Source organism: Blastococcus sp. SYSU DS0552 (assembly GCF_054050815.1).
Genome location: NZ_JBJHAB010000015.1, coordinates 60466 through 79467, shown reverse-complemented (window position 1 = coordinate 79467; position 19002 = coordinate 60466). Strand labels below are relative to the sequence as shown.

At 74.9% G+C, this 19002-nt stretch carries 20 protein-coding genes; 4 read left to right on the top strand and 16 right to left on the bottom strand.

Annotated elements, in window-relative coordinates:
• The first annotated feature begins 74 nt into the window (after positions 1-74).
• A complete protein-coding gene (locus ACI8AG_RS15460; protein ID WP_456597745.1) occupies positions 75-992 on the top strand; it encodes an ABC transporter ATP-binding protein in 918 nt (305 codons plus the stop codon).
• Positions 989-2020 (top strand): hypothetical protein, encoded by a 1032-nt coding sequence (locus ACI8AG_RS15455; protein WP_456597744.1) that lies wholly within the window; start codon positions 989-991, stop codon positions 2018-2020. Before ACI8AG_RS15460 ends, ACI8AG_RS15455 begins: the two co-directional genes overlap by 4 nt.
• Before the next feature lie 115 nt (positions 2021-2135).
• Here the strand turns inward: ACI8AG_RS15455 and nusB are convergent, their stop codons facing one another.
• The 15 genes from nusB to ACI8AG_RS15380 all read right to left on the bottom strand — a co-directional run bounded on the left by nusB (position 2136) and on the right by ACI8AG_RS15380 (position 16200).
• Complete coding sequence (gene nusB / locus ACI8AG_RS15450) at positions 2136-2543, bottom strand: transcription antitermination factor NusB (protein ID WP_456597743.1); 408 nt, start codon at positions 2541-2543, stop codon at positions 2136-2138.
• A 15-nt stretch (positions 2544-2558) separates the two neighbouring features.
• Complete coding sequence (gene efp, locus ACI8AG_RS15445) at positions 2559-3119, bottom strand: elongation factor P (protein ID WP_456597742.1); 561 nt, start codon at positions 3117-3119, stop codon at positions 2559-2561.
• Positions 3120-4235 carry a M24 family metallopeptidase gene (locus tag ACI8AG_RS15440; RefSeq protein ID WP_456597741.1) on the bottom strand — a complete coding sequence of 372 codons (1116 nt, stop codon included), beginning with the start codon at positions 4233-4235 and terminating at the stop codon, positions 3120-3122.
• Complete coding sequence (gene aroQ, locus ACI8AG_RS15435; RefSeq protein ID WP_456588656.1) at positions 4232-4666, bottom strand: type II 3-dehydroquinate dehydratase; 435 nt, start codon at positions 4664-4666, stop codon at positions 4232-4234. The genes ACI8AG_RS15440 and aroQ overlap by 4 nt, the downstream gene beginning before the upstream one ends.
• Positions 4663-5721, bottom strand: coding sequence for a 3-dehydroquinate synthase (gene aroB / locus ACI8AG_RS15430; RefSeq protein WP_456597740.1), 1059 nt, complete (start codon positions 5719-5721; stop codon positions 4663-4665). Before aroB ends, aroQ begins: the two co-directional genes overlap by 4 nt.
• On the bottom strand, positions 5718-6251 hold the full coding sequence (locus tag ACI8AG_RS15425; protein ID WP_456588654.1) for a shikimate kinase: 534 nt from the start codon (positions 6249-6251) through the stop codon (positions 5718-5720). The genes aroB and ACI8AG_RS15425 overlap by 4 nt, the downstream gene beginning before the upstream one ends.
• Positions 6248-7447: a chorismate synthase gene (gene aroC, locus ACI8AG_RS15420; protein ID WP_456588653.1), complete on the bottom strand. Its 1200-nt coding sequence runs from the start codon at positions 7445-7447 to the stop codon at positions 6248-6250. Before aroC ends, ACI8AG_RS15425 begins: the two co-directional genes overlap by 4 nt.
• A gap of 72 nt (positions 7448-7519) precedes the next feature.
• Positions 7520-8182: a prepilin peptidase gene (locus ACI8AG_RS15415; RefSeq protein ID WP_456597739.1), complete on the bottom strand. Its 663-nt coding sequence runs from the start codon at positions 8180-8182 to the stop codon at positions 7520-7522.
• Between the two features lie 10 nt (positions 8183-8192).
• The gene (locus tag ACI8AG_RS15410) at positions 8193-8999 is read right to left on the bottom strand and encodes a shikimate dehydrogenase (protein ID WP_456597738.1); all 807 of its coding nucleotides are present in this window, start codon (positions 8997-8999) and stop codon (positions 8193-8195) included.
• Entirely contained in the window at positions 8992-10578 is a 1587-nt protein-coding gene (gene mltG, locus ACI8AG_RS15405) for an endolytic transglycosylase MltG (RefSeq protein WP_456597737.1), read from the bottom strand. The genes ACI8AG_RS15410 and mltG overlap by 8 nt, the downstream gene beginning before the upstream one ends.
• Positions 10579-10637: 59 nt before the next feature.
• Entirely contained in the window at positions 10638-11312 is a 675-nt protein-coding gene (ruvX, locus tag ACI8AG_RS15400) for a Holliday junction resolvase RuvX (protein WP_456597736.1), read from the bottom strand.
• A 6-nt stretch (positions 11313-11318) separates the two neighbouring features.
• Positions 11319-14003 (bottom strand): alanine--tRNA ligase, encoded by a 2685-nt coding sequence (alaS, locus tag ACI8AG_RS15395; RefSeq protein WP_456588648.1) that lies wholly within the window; start codon positions 14001-14003, stop codon positions 11319-11321.
• A gap of 49 nt (positions 14004-14052) precedes the next feature.
• A complete protein-coding gene (locus ACI8AG_RS15390) occupies positions 14053-14337 on the bottom strand; it encodes a hypothetical protein (protein ID WP_456588647.1) in 285 nt (94 codons plus the stop codon).
• Positions 14337-14762 carry a DUF948 domain-containing protein gene (locus ACI8AG_RS15385; protein ID WP_456597735.1) on the bottom strand — a complete coding sequence of 142 codons (426 nt, stop codon included), beginning with the start codon at positions 14760-14762 and terminating at the stop codon, positions 14337-14339. Before ACI8AG_RS15385 ends, ACI8AG_RS15390 begins: the two co-directional genes overlap by 1 nt.
• A gap of 100 nt (positions 14763-14862) precedes the next feature.
• Positions 14863-16200: a replication-associated recombination protein A gene (locus ACI8AG_RS15380; RefSeq protein ID WP_456597734.1), complete on the bottom strand. Its 1338-nt coding sequence runs from the start codon at positions 16198-16200 to the stop codon at positions 14863-14865.
• 36 nt (positions 16201-16236) lie between these two features.
• Between ACI8AG_RS15380 and ACI8AG_RS15375 the strand changes: the two genes are divergently transcribed.
• Positions 16237-17091, top strand: coding sequence for an aldo/keto reductase (locus ACI8AG_RS15375; RefSeq protein ID WP_456597733.1), 855 nt, complete (start codon positions 16237-16239; stop codon positions 17089-17091).
• 711 nt (positions 17092-17802) lie between these two features.
• Positions 17803-18063, top strand: coding sequence for a DUF559 domain-containing protein (locus ACI8AG_RS15370; RefSeq protein ID WP_456597732.1), 261 nt, complete (start codon positions 17803-17805; stop codon positions 18061-18063).
• Positions 18064-18073: 10 nt separating this feature from the next.
• On the opposite strand, the gene ACI8AG_RS15365 is transcribed toward ACI8AG_RS15370, so the two are convergent.
• Positions 18074-18997 carry a hypothetical protein gene (locus tag ACI8AG_RS15365; RefSeq protein WP_456597731.1) on the bottom strand — a complete coding sequence of 308 codons (924 nt, stop codon included), beginning with the start codon at positions 18995-18997 and terminating at the stop codon, positions 18074-18076.
• Positions 18998-19002: the final 5 nt, after the last annotated feature.

Sequence of the window (19002 nt, the reverse complement as noted above, 5' to 3'; positions counted from 1 at the left end):
CACTGGTCCCGCAGCACCACGTGTGCCACTGTGCTGCCAGCCGGGTGCCCGGCCCGGATGAGCAGGGAGGCCGCATGCCGGCGGTGCAGATGGCGGGGGTCACCAAGACCTACCGCGGGAAGGGCGGGCAGCCGCACCAGGCGCTCGACGGGCTGGACATGACCGTCCAGTCCGGCGGCGTCCACGGCCTGCTCGGCCCGAACGGCTCGGGCAAGACGACGTCGATCCGGGCGCTGCTCGGGCTGGTGCGCATCGACGCCGGTGACATGCAACTGCTCGACCGCCCGGTGCCCGCCGGCCTGTCCGGCGTGATCGGCGACGTCGGAGCCCTGGTCGAGACACCGCTGTTCTTCCCCGGCTTCTCCGGCCGGCGCAACCTGCGCCTGCTGGCCGAGACCGCCGGCGTCGCGCGGGCCCGCGTCGAGGAGTGCCTGGAGCTGGTCGACCTGCGCGAGCGGGCCGACGACCGGTTCAAGGGCTACTCCCTCGGCATGAAGCAGCGCCTCGGCATCGCCGCCGCGCTGCTCAAGGCGCCCCGGCTGCTGATCCTCGACGAGCCGAGCAACGGGCTGGACCCCGCCGGCATCCGCGACGTCCGCGAGCTGATCCGACGCCTGGGGTCCGACGGCCGCACGACGGTGCTCGTCTCCTCCCACCTGCTCGCCGAGATCCAGCAGGTGTGCGACTCCGTGACGATCCTGGCCCGCGGCCGGCGGGTGGCCTCCGGGCCGGTCGCCTCGGTGCTCTCCCAGGCCGGCACCGGCGACGTCCGCGTGGCGGTCCCCGACCCGGCGGCCGCGGCCGCGGTGCTCGGCGCCGCCGGGTTCAGCCTCTCTCCTGCGCCCGACGGCCAGGTGCTGGTGCACGGCGCGCCCGCCACCGGCGAGATCACCCGCGTGCTCGCCGAGCACGGCCACTACGTCGAGGAGCTGGTCCGCGTGACCCCCGACCTGGAGAGCGCGTTCCTCGCCATCACCGGGGGCCAGGCATGAGCGCGGTGACCGAGCAGCCGACTGCCTCGCCCGAGCCGACGTCGGCCCGGCGGGGCGGCAGCCTGTTCCGGGCCGAGCTGCACCGGTTCACCGCCCGCCGGTTCATCCAGGTCCTGCTGGGGCTGGCCGTCCTCGGCTGGCTGGCTGCGATCGTCATCGGGTTGGTCCAGTTCGGCGAGCCGACCGACGCCGACTACGCCGCCGCCCGCGAGCGCATGGACGAGATCATCGCCAGCGAGGAGGCCTGGCGCGCGGACTGCGCGATCGAGGCCGAGAACGTCGGCGAGCCGGTCGACCAGTTCTGCGGCCCACCGCTGGATGCCTCCGCCTGGCGCGTCGAGGACTTCCTCGACAAGGCCCCCTTCGACCTCGGCGCGCTCGGGGAGCCCGGCGCGATCGGCTTCGCGGCCGCCGCCGCGGTGCTCGCCTTCCTCGTGGGCGCCACCTGGATCGGCGCGGAGTGGTCCACCCGGACCATCGTGGCGCTGCTGTTCTGGGTGCCGAACCGGCTGCGGGTCATCGGCACGAAGATCGGCGTCCTGGTCCTGGCCGCGCTGGTCATCGGCGTGGCGGCCCAGGTCGCCTGGCTGGTCATGGCCTGGGTCCTGCGGACCTTCGTGGGCACCGACCAGGCTCTGCCGGAAGGGTTCTGGGGAGAGCTGCTGGCCGCGCAGGGGCGCGGGGTCGTGCTCGGCGTCCTCGTCGCGCTGATCGGCTTCGGGCTGGCCAACCTGGTGCGCAACACCGGGGCGGCGCTCGGCATCGGGTTCGTCTACTTCGCGATCGTCGAGACCGCGCTGCGGATCTACGACCCCATGCTCGAGCGCTGGCTGCTGTCGACCAACGCGGTCGCCCTCGTCGTCCCCGGCGGCGTCCCGGTCGTCGACTACAGCGTCATGAGCACCGGGCCCGAGGGACCGCCGACCTACCTGGTCACGAACCTGCAGGGCGGCCTGGTCGTCGGCGCGTTCGCCACGGTGATCCTCGGCGTCGGCATCTGGCTCTTCGCCCGCCGCGACCTGCAATGACATCGTCGTCCTCCGGACGACACCGCGGCCAATGGCCGTTCCCGACCGGCGACGAGCGTGTCCGCGCGCTCCTCGCCGGACCCTCCGGGCCCACCTCGTCGGCCGTGCGCCCTCGCTAGGCCGTGGGGACCTCGGCGGCGAGGATGGCGCCGAGGACGCCGTTCACGTACTTCGGCGACTCGTCGGTGGACAGCGCCTTGGCCAGCTCCACCGCCTCGTCGATGACGACGGCGTCGGGCACGTCGTCGACCCAGAGCAGCTCGAAGGTTGCCATCCGCAGGATCGCGCGGTCGACGTCGGGCAGCCGCTCCAGCGACCAGCCGGAGGTGTGCGCCTCGATCAGCGCGTCGATGCGCGCGCCCTGCTCCTCGACGCCCTCGACCAGCCGGATGGTGTGCTCCGGGACCGGCGGGTTGCCGTCAGCGACCCGCTCCCGGAGCAGCTCCAGCCGGTCCTGCCCCCGGACGTCGGCCTCGTACAGGACGTCCACGGCGCGCTTGCGGGCCTTGGACCGTGCAGCCACGCGTCTGGCCCGCGCTCAGTTGACGCGGCCGAGGTACCGGCCGTCGCGGGTGTCGACCTTCAGCTTCTCGCCGGTCGTGATGAACAACGGCACCTGGATCTGCGCGCCGGTCTCCAACGTGGCGGGCTTGGTGCCGCCGGTGGAGCGGTCGCCCTGCAGCCCCGGGTCGGTGTGCTCGACGACGAGCTCCATGGTGACGGGGAGCTCGACGTACAGCGGGGTGCCGTCGTGCACCGCCACGATGACCTCGGTGTTCTCGAGCAGGTAGTCCGCGCCCCCGCCGACCGTCTCCGCCGGCACGTAGATCTGGTCGAACGTGTCGCCGTCCATGAAGACGAAGTCGGTGCCGTCCTTGTAGAGATACGTCATCGACCGCTTGTCCACGTTGGCCGTCTCGACCTTGGTGCCGGCGTTGAAGGTCTTGTCCACGACCTTGCCCGACAGCACGTTCTTCAGCGTCGTGCGCACGAAGGCCCCGCCCTTGCCGGGCTTGACGTGCTGGAAGTCGGTGACGGTCCAGAGCTGGCCGTCCAGGTTGAGGACGATGCCGTTCTTCAGGTCGTTGGTGGTAGCCATCTAGAGGACCAGCAGTTCCTTGCTCGTGAGGGTCAACAACTCGGGCGCGTCGTCGGTGACGATCAGGGTGTCCTCGATCCGGACACCGCCGTGGCCGGGCAGGTACACGCCTGGCTCCACGGTGACGGCCATACCGGCGGCAAGCCTACCCGCGCCCTGGGGGCCGATGCCGGGCGCCTCGTGGATCTCCAGCCCCACCCCGTGGCCGAGGCCGTGGGTGAAGTGCTCCCCGTGGCCCGCGGCGACGATCACGTCGCGGGCGGCGGCGTCCACCGCGACGACGTCGGCGCCCACCGCCAGCGCGGCCCGGCCGGCGGCCTGGGCGGCGGCGACGAGCTCGTAGATCTCCCGCTGCCAGTCGGCCGCGTGGCCCAGCACCAGGGTGCGGGTCATGTCGGAGTGGTAGCCGTCCACGGTGGCGCCGAAGTCGAGCTTGAGGAAGTCGCCCTCACGCAGGACGGTCGAGTCCGGGCGGTGGTGCGGGATCGCCGAGTTGGCGCCGGTGGCGACGATCGTCTCGAACGACGGCGCCTCGGCGCCGAGCGCCAGCATGCGCGCGTCGAGCTCGCGGCCGACCTCCAGCTCGGTGCGCCCCGGCCGCAGCGACCCCTCGGCGGCGAGCTCGGCCAGCGCCTGGTCGGCGACGGCGCACGCGCGGCGCAGGTACTCGACCTCGGTGTCGTCCTTGATCGCCCGCTGCCCCTCGACCGCCCGCCGCACGGAGGCCAGCTCCGGGATCGTGCCACCCGCGGCGGCGTCCGCCAGCACCCGCTCCAGGCCGTGCAGCCCGTCGACGGTGAGGTCGTGGGACTCGTAACCGATCCGCCCCGCGCCGCGCCGCACCGCCTCCCGGGCCAGGGCCGGCACCGTGGCCCGGTCGACGAGCAGCTCGACGTCGGGCACCTGCGCGCCGGCCTGGGTGGTGTAGCGCCCGTCCGTGCCGAACACGTCCCCGCCGTCCACCCGCAGCAGCAGGGCGCCGTTGGAGCCGGTGAAGCCGGTCAGGTACCGGACGTTGAGCAGGTTGGTGACCAGCACCGCGTCCAGGCCGCGCCCGGCCGCGGCGGTCCGCAGCGCGTCACGCCGGGCGGCCTCCCGCGCGGTGTCCCGGCTCACGACACGCCTCGCAGGGTCATCCACTGCAGCGCCAGCACGTAGCCGTGCACGCCGAGCCCGGCGATCACCCCGTCGGCGACCCGGGAGACGTAGGAGTGCTGGCGGAACTCCTCGCGGCGGTGGATGTTGCTGATGTGCACCTCGATCACCGGTGCGCCCACCGCGGCCAGCGCGTCGTGCAGCACCACCGAGGTGTGCGTCCAGCCGCCGGGGTTCACCACGATGGGGTCACCGGCGTCGGTCGCCTCGTGGATCCAGCGCAGCAGCTGGCCCTCGTCGTCGGTCTGGCGCACCAGCACGTCGACGCCGAGCTCCCGCGCCGCGGTCTCCACCAGCTCGACCAGCTGCGCGTAGGTCGTCGTGCCGTACACCTCGGGCTCGCGCGTGCCGAGCCGGCCGAGGTTGGCGCCGTTGAGCACCTGGATGGTCATGGCGTCTCCGATACTGCGGCCCACGCCGCATCGAGCCAGGCCTGCTGCGGGCCGGTCAGGATCCTGGGATGGCCGAGCCCGTCGAGGACGACGAACCGCAGCGACGCGCCTCGCGCCTTCTTGTCCACCCGCATCACCTGCTGCAGGCGCGCCCAGTCCCCGGCGTAACTGGTCGGCAGCCCCATCGCCGCGATCAGCGTGCGGTGCCGCGCGACCTCCGCCGGGGTCAGGAGGCCCGCCTGCCCGGCCAGCTCGGCGGCGAAGACGAGGCCGACGGCGACGGCCTCGCCGTGCCGCCAGCCGAAGTCCTCGACCCGCTCGATCGCGTGGCCGAGGGTGTGGCCGTAGTTGAGGAACTCGCGCACCCCGGTGTCGAGCAGGTCCTCCCCCACCGCCGCGGCCTTCACCCGCACCGCACGCTCGATGAGCTCCTCGGTGTCCCGGCGGCCGGTCGGATCGGCGTCCAGCAGCTCGAGGATGCGGCCGTCGGCGATGAACCCGCACTTGACCACCTCGGCCAGCCCGGCGCGGAACTCCGCCTCGGGCAACCCGGCCAGGAGGTCGGTGTCGGCCAGCACGGCGGCCGGCGGGTGGAAGGCACCGACGAGGTTCTTCCCGGCGGCGGTGTTGATGCCCGTCTTGCCGCCCACGGCCGCGTCGACCATGCCGAGCAGGCTGGTGGGCACCTGCACGACGCGGATGCCGCGGGTCCACGTGGCGGCCAGGAAACCGGCCAGGTCGGTGACCGCGCCCCCACCCACCCCGACGACGGCGTCGGAGCGGGTCAGCCCGAGCCGGCCGAACTCCTCCCACACCTCGGCGGCGACCTGCGCGGTCTTCGCGGCCTCGCCGTCGGGGACGACGACCGCCTCGGCGGCCACACCGGCGGTCTGCAGCGTCTCGACCGCGGCGCCGGCCGCGGCGGCCAGCGGTGGCGCGTGGACGACGGCGACCTTCGCCGTGCCGGCCAGCACGAGCGCCAGCTCGGTCTGGGCGCCGGCACCGATGACGACCTCGTAGGGCTGCTCCCCCGCGACCGCGACGCGACGGCTCACCGGGCCTCCTCCGGGGTCAGGACGGCGAGCACCTCGGCGACGACCTCCTCCGGCGACCGCCCCGCGGTGGCGACCCGGTGCGTGGCCACCTCCGTGTAGAGCGGCGCACGCTGTTCGAGCATGGTGCGCAGCATGGCCCGCGGGTTGACCGCGAGCAGCGGCCGGTCCCGGGAGAGCCCCACGCGCCGCGCGGCGGAGGCGACGTCGACGTCGAGCCAGACCACGGCCCCGCCGGCGCTGCCGTGGGTGACCAGCAGCTCGCGGGTGGCGGCGCTGGTCACCGCCCCGCCGCCGAGCGCCAGCACCCCGGTGTGGTCGGCGAGCGCCCGCGCGACCGCCTGCTCCTCCAGCGCGCGGAAGTGCGGTTCACCGTGCTGGACGAACAGGTCGGCGACGGTCGACCCGGTCGCCTCCTCGACGTCGCGGTCGGTGTCCCGGAACGCCAGCCCCCGCGCATCGGCGACGGCCGTGCCGACCGTCGTCTTCCCCGACGCGGGCGGGCCGACGAGGACCAGGGCCGGCCCGCTCACCGGTACGGCAGGGAGTCGAGGTAGGCCCGCGCGTTGCGCCGGGTCTCGGCCACCGAGTCCCCGCCGAACTTCTCCAGCGCCGCGTCGGCCAGCACCAGCGCCACCATCGCCTCCATCACCACGCTGCCGCGGGGCACCGCGCAGGCGTCGCTGCGCTGGTTGATCGCGACCGCGGCCTCCCCGGTGGCGACGTCGACGGTCTGCAGCGCGCGCGGCACGGTGCTGATCGGCTTCATCGCGGCGCGCACGCGCAGCACCTCGCCGTTGGTCATCCCGCCCTCGATGCCACCGGCCCGGTCGGTGAGCCGCTGCACCCGCTGCACGCCGGCGCCGGCGTCCGCGTCGGCGAGCACGATCTCGTCGTGGGCGACCGAGCCGCGGCGGCGGGCGGTCTCCAGCCCGTCGCCGACCTCGACGGCCTTGACCGACTGCACGCCCATCAGCGCCGCGGCCAGCCGGGCGTCCAGGCGGCGGTCCCAGTGCACGTGGCTGCCCAGGCCCGGCGGGAGCCCGTGGACGACGACCTCGATGACCCCGCCGAGGGTGTCACCGTTCTTCCGGGCGTCGTCGATCTCGGCGGTCATGCGTGCGCTGGTGCCCGGGTCGGCGCAGCGCACCGGGTCCTCGTCGAGACGCGGGTTGTCGTCGGGCCCGGGGACGATGCCGTCGGGCGCGACGACCGGGCCGATGCCGACGACGTGGCTGACCACCGAGACGCCGAGCGCCTGGCGCAGGAACGCCTGGGCGATCGCGCCGAGCGCCACCCGGGCGGCCGTCTCGCGGGCGCTGGCACGCTCCAGCACCGGGCGGGCGTCGTCGAAGCCGTACTTCTGCATGCCGGCGAGGTCGGCGTGACCGGGGCGGGGCCGGGTGAGCGGCGCGTTGCGCGCCTGGCCGGCGAGGATCTCGGGGTCGACCGGGTCGGCGGACATGACCGTCTGCCACTTGGGCCACTCGGTGTTGCCCACCTGCACCGCGATCGGGCCGCCCTGGGTGCGGCCGTGGCGCACCCCGCCGGTGAGGGTGACGACGTCCTGCTCGAAGGACATGCGGGCGCCCCGCCCGTGCCCGAGCCGGCGGCGGGCGAGCTGCAGGTCGAGGTCGGCGGTCGCCACCTCGACCCCGGCCGGGAGCCCCTCGAGGATGGCGGTGAGCTGCTGGCCGTGCGACTCACCGGCGGTCAGCCAGCGCAACATGCCGGCAATTCTAGAAGGACCACCCTTCCCCCCTTCCCTCGCGGGCTCGGGCGGGCCCCGGAAGGGTGGCCGTCAGGGGGCTGGGACGCCGCCGACCGCCAGCGCCAGGACGGCACCGACCAGCAGCGGCGGGCCGAACGGCACGGTGCTGCGCCACCCCGCCCGCCCGGTGGCCACCAGGACCACCGACACCGCGGCGCCGGTGACCAGGCCGAGGAACAGCCCGGCGATCAGCACCCCCCAGCCGGACCACCCGAGCACCAGCCCCAGCAGGCCGAGCAGCTTGACGTCACCGAGACCGAGGGCGGCCGGGGCGGCCAGCCGTGCCGCACCGGAGACGGCCAGCGCGGCGGCCCCCGCCGCGACGCCCCGGACCAGCGCCCCCCACGTGCCGAGGACGGCGGCGTCGACGAGCAGGGCCGCGCCGCAGACGACGGCCGCCGGGAGGAGGACGCGGTCGGGCAGCCGGTGGGCGGCGAGGTCGACGCCGGCCAGCACCACCGCCGCGCCCGCGGCCCACACCAGCGCGGCGGTGGCCGGGCGGCCACCCCCGAGCAGGACGGCGGCGGCGAGCAGGCCCGAGGTCAGCGCAGCGGTCAGCGCCGTGCGGGAGCCGGACGGCGCCGCCGCGTCGTCGCGGGTGGCCAGCCGGACGGTGCTGCGCGCCAGCGCCGGCCCGACGAGGAGCCCGGCCAGCACGGCGACCCCGGCGAGGACGGGGCGGGAGACGTCCACGGCGGGGAGGTCAGCGCGCGTCGAGCGCCGCGCGCATCGCGCCGATGGGGGCCGGCCGGCCGGTCATGAGCTCCACCTGCACGGTGGCCTGCCAGAACAGCACCTCCAGCCCGCTGATCACCGCGCCGCCGGCGGCGGAGACGCGCTCGGCCAGCGGCGTGGGCCAGGGTGCGTAGAGGACGTCGAGCACCGTCTGCCCTCCGCGCCACTCCAGCGCGGCGACGGCAGGCTGACCGTCGACCGGAACGGTGCTGACGACGACCGGGGCCTCGACGCGCACCCCGGCCAGGGGGAGCACCCGCGTGGGCACGCCCAGGGTGTCGAGGACCCGCACCACCTCACCGGCGCGGGCGGGCTCGCGCACGACGACGTCGACCCGGTCGGCCCCCAGCGAGGCCAGCGCCACCGCCGCGGCAGCCGCGGTCCCCCCGGCGCCGAGGATCGCGGCGTGCCCCACCTGGTCGACCCCGGCCACCTGCAGGGCGGTGCCCACGCCGGTGACGTCGGTGTTCTCGGCCCGCCAGCCGGCCCCGGTGCGGACCAGGGTGTTCGCCGCGCCCAGCAGCCGCGGGAGCGGCTCCACCTCGTCGGCGACCTCGACCGCGGCCTGCTTGCACGGCATGGTCACCGAGAAGCCGCGCCACTCCTCGCCCAGCCCGGCCAGCAGCTCGGGCAGGTCCCCGGCACCCACGTCGAGCGCGTCGTAGGACCAGTCGGCCAGCCCGAGCGCCGCGTAGGCGGCGCGGTGCAGCAGCGGCGAGAGCGAATGGCCGACCGGCCGCCCGAGGACCGCTGCCCGCTGCGGCCGCTCAGCCACCGCACCCGAGACCGGCGTCGGCACACCGCTGGCGGGCCTGCTGGAACTCGGCGTAGTCGCTGGTGAAGAAGTGCGACCCGTCCTCCGACTCGAGCACGTAGTACAGGAGGTCGCCGCTGCTCGGGGCCAGCGCCGCCTCCAGGCTGGCCTCCCCCGGCGAGCTGATGGGGGTGGGCGGCAGCCCCTGGCGCGTGCGCGTGTTGTACGGGCTGTCGGTCTGGAGATCGGTGACGGTGAGCTCGTTGCCGCTCTTGTCCAGCCCGTAGGCCAGCGTCGCGTCGATGCCGAGCGCGATGCCGGCGTCGAGCCGGTTGTAGATCACCTGGGCGACGTCGGGCCGCTCCTCGTCCAGCCGGGTCTCCGACTGGACCATGGAGGCGACCGTCACGATCTCGCCCGGGGTCCGCCCGAGGGCGGCGGCCCGCTCCTCCAGCCGCAGCCGGGCGGCCGTCTGGTTGAAGGTCTCGACCATGCGCTGCAGCATCTGCTGCGGCGTGGTGCCGGGCTCGAAGTCGTAGGTGGCCGGGAAGAGGTAGCCCTCCAGCTGCCCACCCGCGTGCACGGGCAGCGGCAACGCCGCCGGATCGGCCGCCGCCTCCAGCTCCGGGAGCGGTGTGCCGGTCTGCTCCGCGAGCCGGGCGAGGATCTGGTCGACCGTGAACCCCTCGGGCACCGTCACGCGGGAGATCTGCCGGGAGGCCGGGTCCAGCAGCAGCTCCAGTGCGGCCTCGCCGCTCATCTGCTCCCGGAGGGTGTACACACCGGGCTGGATCGAGGTGGCCGCCGGGTTCTCCTGGGCGGCGCTCACGAACGGCCCGGTGGAGGCGATGACGTCGGCGTCGGCCAGGGTGCGGGCGATGTCGGTGAGCGTGTCCCCCTGCTGCACCCGCACGTCCACGCTGCCGCTGCCCGTGCCGGTGTAGTCGCGCGCGGCCGGGTCGAGCATGGAGAGCAGTTGCTGGCCGCCGACGACGATGCCGGCGACGATGCCGCCGAGCACCAGGACGACCAGCGCGATCGCCAGCGGGCGGCGGCGCCGGCGACGCCGGTCCCGGTCGCTGCGCGAGTCGTAGGGCGCGATCGGGATCTCGTCGTCGTGCAGCAGGGCGCCGTCGTCGAGGTGGTCCCCGTCGACCGCGGTGGCCCCGTGGGCGGCGTCGTCGTCCTGCCAGCCCGTCCGGTCGTCGTCGACGTTCGCGCCGATCACGTCCAGCCCGCCGGTCGGGTCGTCCGCCGAGGCGGGGCCGGGTGCGGCCGGCGTCTCGTCCGGGGTGTCGTCGGGTCCGGTGGACAGCCGGGGCGCGGCGACGGTGGCGTCGTCGCCCACGGCGTCCTCGCGCGGCCGCAGCCGACCCCACGCACCGGTCGGCAGCGGCGGCAGCGGGGCGGACGGGTGCTGGGCGCCGTAGCCGTGCCCGTCCCCGTCCCCGTGCCGGGAGGTCATCGGGAACCCCGGCGACGTCCAGCCGGATGCGCCCAGCGGCCCGGTCTGGTCGCCGGCGTGCCGCGGGTACGCGGTGCGGCCCGGCGGGAAGCCGCCGACAGGGGAACCGGAGCCGGTCGGGAACGGGAACGGCATGCCACCGGTCCCGTCGTCGAACGCGTGCCTCCCCCGCGGCGGCCGTCCGCCGGGCGCCGTCACGAGGGCGCCTTCCGGCTGTCCAGGTACTGCTGCAGGATCACCACGGCCGCGGCCTGGTCGATCACCGCCCGCTGGCGACGGCTGTCGATGCCGCCCTCCCGGAGGTGGCTGGCTGCGGTCACGGTCGAGAGCCTCTCGTCGATCAGGTTCACCGGCACGTCCGGGATGCGGTCGGCCAGTTCCTGTGCGTAATCGGCAGCATCCTGCGCGGAGACACCGGCCGCGCCCGACAGGTGCACCGGCTCTCCCACGACCACCTCTGTCACCTCGTGTTCCACCACCAGCGCGGCGAGCCGGTCGAGGTCTGCCTTGTCCTTGGCCCGGCGGAGGGTCTCCAGCGGGCTGGCGAGCGTGCCCGTGGCGTCCGACAGCGCCAGGCCCACCCGGACGGTCCCGACGTCGACGCCGAGGACCCGGCCGCGGGCGCGCGGCGCGCCGGGGCGGCGCGGCGGGATCTTGAGGTGCTGCGGCCAGCCACCGGACAGGTCGATCTCCGTGGTCTCGTGCTTGACCGGCGGGAACCCCTGGGTCAGGTCGATCTCGGTGGTCGGGTGGTGCGTCGGCTGCTCCCCCGTGGCCGGGCGCGGACGCGCCGGCGGGACGGCGGGCAGCTCCCGCCGCCGGCCGCCGACCGGCCCGGTGTCCTCGGGGCTGTGCTCGGATCCGGACACGATGCTCTACCTCCCAGTGACGGCCGCGACCGCCTGCTCGCCGGCCTGCAACGCCGCGGGGATACCCGCGGGATCGGTTCCGCCTCCCTGGGCGACGTCGGACTTGCCGCCACCGCGGCCCCCGACGGGGGCCGAGGCCGCCTTCAGGACGTCGTTGGCCGACAGCCCCTGCGAGACCGCGGCCGGGTTGAGTGCGGCCACCAGAGCTACCTTGCCACCGGACTCCGATGCCAGCAGCACGACGGCCGGCCGGTCGGACCCCAGCCGCCCGCGGACGTCGAGGGCCAGCGTGCGCAGATCGCCGCCGCCGAGGCCGGCCGGGGACCCGGTGACGACGGCGACGCCTCCGACGTCGCGGGCCGAGGCGGCCAGCTCGCCGGCGGCGGCGAGCGTCTGCTGCGCCCGCAGGTCGGCCAGCTCGCGATCCAGGTCGCGCAGCCGGGCGACCATGCCGCTGACCCGCTCCACCAGGCCGTCCTGCGGCGCCTTGAGGATGTCCGCCAGCTGGCGCACCAGGTCGCGCTCGCGCGCGAGGTACCGGAACCCCTCGAGCCCGACGACGGCCTCGACCCGGCGGGAGCCCGAGCCCACCGACGACTCACCGGTCAGGGCGAGGGTGCCGATCTGCGCGCTCCCCCGCACGTGGGTGCCGCCGCAGAGCTCGCGCGACCACGGGCCGCCGATCTCCACGACGCGCACCTGCTCGCCGTAGGTCTCGCCGAACAGCGCCAGGGCGCCGAACGCCTGCGCCTCCGGCAGCGTCATCCACGAGGCGGTGACCGTGTGGTCGGCCCGGACGGCGGCGTTGGCGACGTCCTCGATGTCGGTGCGCTGCTGCTGGGTCAGCGCGCCCTGCCAGGCGAAGTCCAGCCGCAGGTAGCCCGGCCGGTTGTAGGAGCCGGACTGCAGGGCCTGCGGGCCGAGCACCTGCCGCAGCGCCGCGTGCACCACGTGCGTGCCCGAGTGGGCCTGGCAGGCGGACAGGCGCCACTCCCGGTCCACCTCGGCGGTGAGCTCCGCACCACGGGAGAGCTCGCCCTCGAGCACCCTCACCTGGTGGGCGACCAGACCCTTCACCGGGCGCTGGACGTCGATGACCTCGGCCCGGCCGCCGTCCCAGGTGAGGAGTCCGGCGTCGGCCACCTGGCCGCCGGACTCCGCGTAGAACGGCGTCCGGTCCAGCACCACCCGGGTGATCTCCCCGGGGCCGGCCGGCCGCTCGCCCTCGTCGTCACCCTCGGCCACGATGCCCAGCACCCGCGAGTCGGTGCGCAGCGTCTCGTAGGCCCGCCAGTCGGTGGGCCCGTGCTCGGCCAGCAGCCGGCGGTAGGCCAGGACGTCGACCGAGCCGGTGCGCTTGGCCCGGGCGTCGGCGCGGGCGCGGTCGCGCTGCTCCTTCATCAGGGCCCGGAAGCCCTCCTCGTCGACGGTCACGCCCTGCTCGGCGGCCATCTCCAGGGTGACGTCGATCGGGAAGCCGTAGGTGTCGTGCAGCGAGAACGCCTGCTCGCCGGAGAGGGTCGGGGCGCCGGCCTGCTTGGCCTGCTTGACCGCGGTGTCGAACAGCGCCGTCCCCGACGTGAGGGTGCGGCGGAACGCCTCCTCCTCGGCGTAGGCCACCGACGAGATGCGGGCGAAGTCGGTGTCCAGCTCGGGGTAGCTGGCCTGCATGGCGTCCTTCGACACCGGGAGCAGCTCCGGCAGCGTCGACTCGTCGACGCCCAGCAGCTTCATGGAGCGCACGGCGCGGCGCAGCAGCCGGCGCAGGATGTAGCCGCGCCCCTCGTTGCCCGGGGTCACGCCGTCGCCGATCAGCATCAGCCCGCTGCGCACGTGGTCGGCCACCACCCGCAGCCGGACGTCGGCGTCGACGTCCTTGCCGTAGGTGACCCCGGCGAGGTCGGCGGCCCGGCGCAGCACGGGGGCGACCTCGTCGATCTCGTACATGTTGTCGACGCCCTGCAGCAGGTACGCGACCCGTTCCAGGCCCATCCCGGTGTCGATGTTCTTCTTCGGCAGCTCGCCGACGACCGTGAACTCCTCCTTGCCACGGACGTCGGTGAGCTCGTACTGCATGAAGACGAGGTTCCAGATCTCCAGGAACCGGTCGCCGGCGGTGTCCACCAGCGGGCCGCCGTCGGGACCGAACTGCGGACCGCGGTCGAAGTAGATCTCCGAGCACGGGCCCCCGGGGCCGGCCGCCCCGGTGTGCCAGTAGTTGTCCTTCTTCCCCAGCCGCTGGATCCGCTCGACCGGGAGGCCGGCGATGCGGCGCCAGGCGTCGGCAGCCTCGTCGTCGTCGAGGTAGACGGTCACCCAGATCCGGTCGGGGTCGAAGCCCAGCCCGCCGTCCTCCAGCCGCCCGGTGATCAGCTCCCAGGCGTGCTGGATCGCCCCCTCCTTGAAGTAGTCGCCGAAGGAGAAGTTGCCGTTCATCTGGAAGAACGTGCCGTGGCGGGTCGTCTTGCCCACCTCCTCGATGTCGAGGGTGCGCACGCACTTCTGCACGCTGGTGGCCCGCGGGAACGGCGCGGGTTCGCGGCCGGTCAGGTACGGGATGAACGGCACCATGCCGGCGACGGTGAACAGCAGCGACGGGTCGGGGGACACCAGCGAGGCGCTGGGCACGACGGTGTGCCCGCGCTGGGCGAAGTGCTCCAGGAAGCGGCGGCGGATCTCGGCGGTCTGCATCGTCTACTCAGTTCTGCGGGGCCCGCCACGGGTGCGGCGGGCCGGGGGGTCAGAGGTCGGCGGCGTGCGATCCGCGGCGCAGGGCCGCGGCGTCACCTGCGTCGGGCAGGGGCGCGTCCAGGCCGGTGCCGGCACGCAGCTCCAGCTCCCGCTCGCTCATCGCCTCGCGGACGTCGGCGCCGAAGTCGCCGATCGCGTCGGCGAGGTCGCGCAGCCCCTCGGCGATGGAGGCCCCGATCCCCGCAGGTGTCATCTTCTCCGCCGCGGCGGAGAGCTTGCGGACGACGAGCGCCCCGATGGTGATCCCCATGGCGAGCCAGAACAGCCGGCGCATCAGGCGGCCCGCCGGGCGGCCCGGCGCGCGTGGCGCGCCTCCTTGTCGCGACGGGCGGCGTCGGCGATGGCCTGGCCCTCCCGCTTCTTCTTCGCGGCGCTGCGCACGCCGTAGCTGAACGCGGCAACCTTGATCAGCGGGCTGCCCAGGGTGGCGGCGACGACGCTGGTGAGCGCGGCGACGTTGCTGGAGACGTTGGCGGCGTTGCCGGTGATGTCGTCGACCCGCTCCAGGTTGCTGTTCACGTGCGCGACCGTGGTGCTGGCCTGGCCGAGGATCGGCGCGCTCTGCTCGCGGACCTGGCGGATGGTCAGGGTGGTCTCGTCGAGCGTCCGGCCGAGCTTGAGCAGCGGGACGGCCACCAGGACCACCAGCAGCACCAGGGCCCCGGCTGCGATCAGCCCGGCGATCTCTCCTACGGACACGCGTGCTCCTGTTCTGAGGGGAATCGGCGCCGGGAAGCGACGTTCCGGCCACGCCACACTAGTCGCGGGCCCGCCCCGCCGTCCGTCCCCCGCCGGAGCGTCAGCGGGTTCGGCGGAGGATCGCCCGCAGCTTGCCCAGCCGTTCCGCCAGCCGCGCCTCCACGCCGCGGTTGGTCGGGCGGTAGTAGTCCCTGCCCACGAGCGCGTCGGGCGGGTACTGCTGCGGCACGATCCCGTCGGGGTGGTCGTGCGGGTACTGGTAGGTCTTCCCGTGGCCGAGCTTCTTGGCCCCCGCGTAGTGCGCGTCGCGCAGCCCCGCCGGCACCGGGCCGGCCAGGCCCGCGCGGACGTCGGCCACCGACTCGCCCATGGCCACGGTGACCGCGTTGGACTTCGGGGCGGTCGCCAGGTGCACGACGGCCTGGGCCAGCGGGAAGTGCCCCTCGGGCATGCCGATGAACTGCACCGCCTGCATCGCGGCCACCGCGACCTGCAGGGCCGTCGGGTCGGCCATGCCGATGTCCTCGCTGGCGCTGATCACCAGCCTGCGGGCGATGAAGCGCGGATCCTCCCCGGCCTCCACCATGCGGGCCAGGTAGTGCAGCGCGGCGTCCACGTCGCTGCCGCGGATCGACTTGATCAACGCGCTGGCGACGTCGTAGTGCATGTCGCCCTGCCGGTCGTAGCGCACCGCCGCCTGCGCCACCGCCGTCTCCAGGGTGGCGAGGTCGATCTCCGTCGCGCCGACGGCCCGCGCCGCCCCGGCGCCGGACTCCAGCGCGGTGAGCGCCTTGCGCCCGTCGCCGCCGGCGATCCGGACGAGGTGCTCCTGCGCCTCGTCGGTGAGCGTGACCTCCCCGTTCAGCCCGCGCTCGCTGGTGAGCGCGCGGTGCAGCAGCGCGCGGACGTCGTCGTCGGTGAGCGGCTGCAGCGCCAGGACGAGGCTGCGGCTCAGCAGCGGGCTGACCACGGAGAAGAACGGGTTCTCGGTGGTGGCGGCGATGAGGCTGACGATCCGGTCCTCGACCGCGGAGAGCAGGCTGTCCTGCTGGGTCTTGGAGAACCGGTGCACCTCGTCGATGAACAGCACGGTGCGCCGGCCGGCGTAGGTGAGCTCGCGCTTGGCGCTGGAGATGACCGCCCGCACCTCCTTCACCCCCGAGTCGAGGGCCGACAGCTGCACGAACTGGCGCTTGGTGGCCAGCGAGATCACGTGGGCCAGGGTCGTCTTGCCGGTACCGGGCGGGCCGTAGAGCACCAGCGACATCGGCTCGTCGGACTCGACCAGCCGGCGAAGCGGGGCGCGGTCACCCAGGAGGTGCTGCTGCCCGACCACCTCGTCGAGCGCGCGCGGGCGCATCCGCACCGCCAGCGGCGCCCCCGGGTCGACGACCGGCGCGCCGTCCTCCTCGGGAGCGGGGTCGAACAGCGAACTCACGGGTGAGGACGCTACCCGCGGGGCACGACGCTTCCCATGCAGCAGCGACGCATCGGGGACGCGACGGTCAGCGCGATCGGGCTGGGGGCGATGCCCCTGTCCACCAAGCAGGACCGGCCCTCCCGCGAGGAGGCGGTCGGCGTCGTGCGAGCCGCCCTGGACGCCGGCGTGACCCTGATCGACACCGCCGACGCCTACGCCCGCGACGAGGCCGAGTTCGGGCACAACGAGGAGCTGGTCGCCGAGGCGCTGCGCTCCATCGGCGGCGGCGACGTCCTGGTGGCGACCAAGGGCGGGCACACCCGCCGCGGCACCGACTGGGAGCTCGACGGGTCGCCGGCCTACCTGCGGCGGGCGTGCGAGGCATCGCTGCGCCGGCTCGGGGTCGACGCCATCGGGCTGTACCAGTTCCACCGGCCCGATCCCGCGACCCCGTGGGAGGAGTCGATGGGGGCGCTGCGACAGCTCGCCGACGACGGGCTGGTGCGGATGGTCGGCATCTCCAACGCCGACGTGGGGCAGATCGACGTCGCCCGGTCGATCGTGGGCGACGCGCTGGTGAGCGTGCAGAACCAGTTCTCGCCCGGCTGGCGCTCCTCCGCCGACGAGCTGGCCCACTGCGCCGAGCTCGGGCTGGCGTTCCTCCCGTGGAGCCCGTTCGGCGGGGTGAGCGCCGCGGGCTCCCTCGGCTCGTCGGCACCGGCGTTCGCGGAGGTGGCCCGGGAGCTCGGGGTGTCGGTCTACCAGGTGACGCTGGCCTGGCACCTCGCGCAGAGCGAGGCCGTCGTCCCCATTCCGGGGGCGTCCCGGGCGGCGACGATCGTCGACTCCGCGGCCGCCGCCGACCTGACCCTCTCCCCTGACCAGCTCGCCCGCCTGAACGCCGCCTGACGGGCCGGCCGGCGGTATCCCGACCGCCGAGTGCGCAGTTGCTGCCGCCGACACGCGCCGACACTCCGGCGGCGGCGACAAGGACCACGCACTCGGCGCCGTCCACAGGATGGGCGCCGTCCACGGATGGCGCCGCGACGATCGCGACGGGCGCACCACGCCCGACGCTCCGCCGGTGGACCGGACCGAGCTCTCCCCGACCTACACCCGGGGCCAGGCGCTGGCCGCCGGGCTGACCCGCGCGCACCTCCGGGACGACGGCGTGCGGGTGACTCGCGGCGCCTACGTCTCCCGGGCCGTACCGCTGTCGCTCCGAACGGCCTGCGCGGCGGCCCTGCCGGTGCTGCCACCGGACGTGACGTTCTCCCACCGGACCGCAGCCGGCCTGCTCGGCGCACCCGTGCCGCACGAGTGGCCCCTGTCTGTCAGCGTCCCGCCCGGGTCGACACGACCCAGACGGGAGCGCATCACGCACGTACGCCGGCTCGAAGCCGCCGACGTGGTGCGGCACCGCGGCATCCCGGTGACCAGCGGCACCCAGACCTGGCTCGACCTCGTCGCGGCGCTGCCTCCCGGCTCGAGCGGGCCGGTGGCACGCGGGGCATCGTCCTCGCCCGGGAGCTGGCGCCGCTGCTCTCGCCGTTCGCCGCCTCCCGCCCGGAGAGCCTGGTCCGGTATGCGTTGGTCAGCGCCGGACTCCCCCACCCCCGCGTGCAGGTCCCCATCCTCGACCGGGCGGGCCGCGTGGTGGCGCACGCCGACCTCGGGTGGGAGCGCTGGAGGGTGGCGCTGGAGTACGAAGGCCGGCAGCACGCCGAACGCGAGCAGTTCGGCCGCGACATCGACCGGTACTCGCTCATGGCAGCCGGCGGGTGGCTGGTCCTCCGGTTCGCCGGCCGCCACCTGGGCCGCCTGGACACCGTCGTCGACCGTGCAGCCGGCGCACTGCGGAGGCGTGGCGCCCAGTGGTGAGCCCGAAGCGTCAGCCGGGCCGGGCGGAGAGCTCCTGCGGCTGATCGGCCCGCCAGCCCGCCGGCGGTCGCAGCCGCGGGAGGACGACGGCCACCGCCGCCGCTCCCGCGATGGCGGCCAGCCACGGCACCAGGTCCCGGCTCGCCGGCAGCGACGCGAGGCCGAACACATGCCAGGCCGCGTCGAGCGCGTCGGGCAGCGTGGCCGGCAACCCGGCGCCTGGCCGCAGCAGCTGCTCGAGGTAGCTCACCGCGGTCAGGGCCGGGGCGACGAACCACGCGAGGAGCACCACGGCCGGCCACCACGCGAGCCGGGCGACCGGCCGGGCACCCACCACCACCAGGGCCGTTCCGAGCAGCGCGGCACCCAGCCACGACCCGAGGCGCCCCAGGGAGCCCGCACCGCCGACACCGACGAGGGCGAGCACGACCTGCGACACCCACCAGGAGGCGGCACCGGCGAGCACCGCCAGCCCCGGCGCGGCAGCGGCGGCACCGAGGGCGGCCGGCGCGCCCAGCGTCCAGCCCGCCGCCGAGACCAGCACGACGACCACGCTCAGGCCTCCGACGACCGCCGGGTCCGTCTCGAACGTGTCCGGCGCGTTCGTCCGGAGCGTCGACGCCGTGCTCACCAGGGCGAGACCGACGGCCAGCGCCATCCCCGCCGCAGTGGCCAGCACCCCGGCCGCACGGCGCTCCGCGGCCCGGGCGAGCAGCCCCGCGGCCACGCCCCCGACCAGGGCCCCCAGCACGAGAGCACCGATCATCGAGGGCAGCAGCGGGAGCGCGGTCCGGGCCCCGACCGGCACCATCCGCAGGCCGTCGAGCAACCAGGACAGGTAGCCGCCGACCCACCAGACGGCGGCCGCGAGCGGGACCAGCGCCCACCAGGGCAACCGCCGCCTGGCCCGGTTCGCGGGGACGACCTGGGCCACGGGCA

Bases quoted from the DNA above. Each gene is read 5' to 3' on its own strand.
- ACI8AG_RS15460 (WP_456597745.1), top strand. From the start codon at position 75: ATGCCGGCGGTGCAGATGGCGGGGGTCACCAAGACCTACCGCGGGAAG.
- ACI8AG_RS15455 (WP_456597744.1), top strand. From the start codon at position 989: ATGAGCGCGGTGACCGAGCAGCCGACTGCCTCGCCCGAGCCGACGTCG.
- efp (WP_456597742.1), bottom strand. From the start codon at position 3,119: ATGGCTACCACCAACGACCTGAAGAACGGCATCGTCCTCAACCTGGAC.
- aroQ (WP_456588656.1), bottom strand. From the start codon at position 4,666: ATGACCATCCAGGTGCTCAACGGCGCCAACCTCGGCCGGCTCGGCACG.
- aroC (WP_456588653.1), bottom strand. From the start codon at position 7,447: ATGTTGCGCTGGCTGACCGCCGGTGAGTCGCACGGCCAGCAGCTCACC.
- mltG (WP_456597737.1), bottom strand. From the start codon at position 10,578: ATGCCGTTCCCGTTCCCGACCGGCTCCGGTTCCCCTGTCGGCGGCTTC.
- alaS (WP_456588648.1), bottom strand. From the start codon at position 14,003: ATGCAGACCGCCGAGATCCGCCGCCGCTTCCTGGAGCACTTCGCCCAG.
- ACI8AG_RS15390 (WP_456588647.1), bottom strand. From the start codon at position 14,337: ATGCGCCGGCTGTTCTGGCTCGCCATGGGGATCACCATCGGGGCGCTC.
- ACI8AG_RS15375 (WP_456597733.1), top strand. From the start codon at position 16,237: ATGCAGCAGCGACGCATCGGGGACGCGACGGTCAGCGCGATCGGGCTG.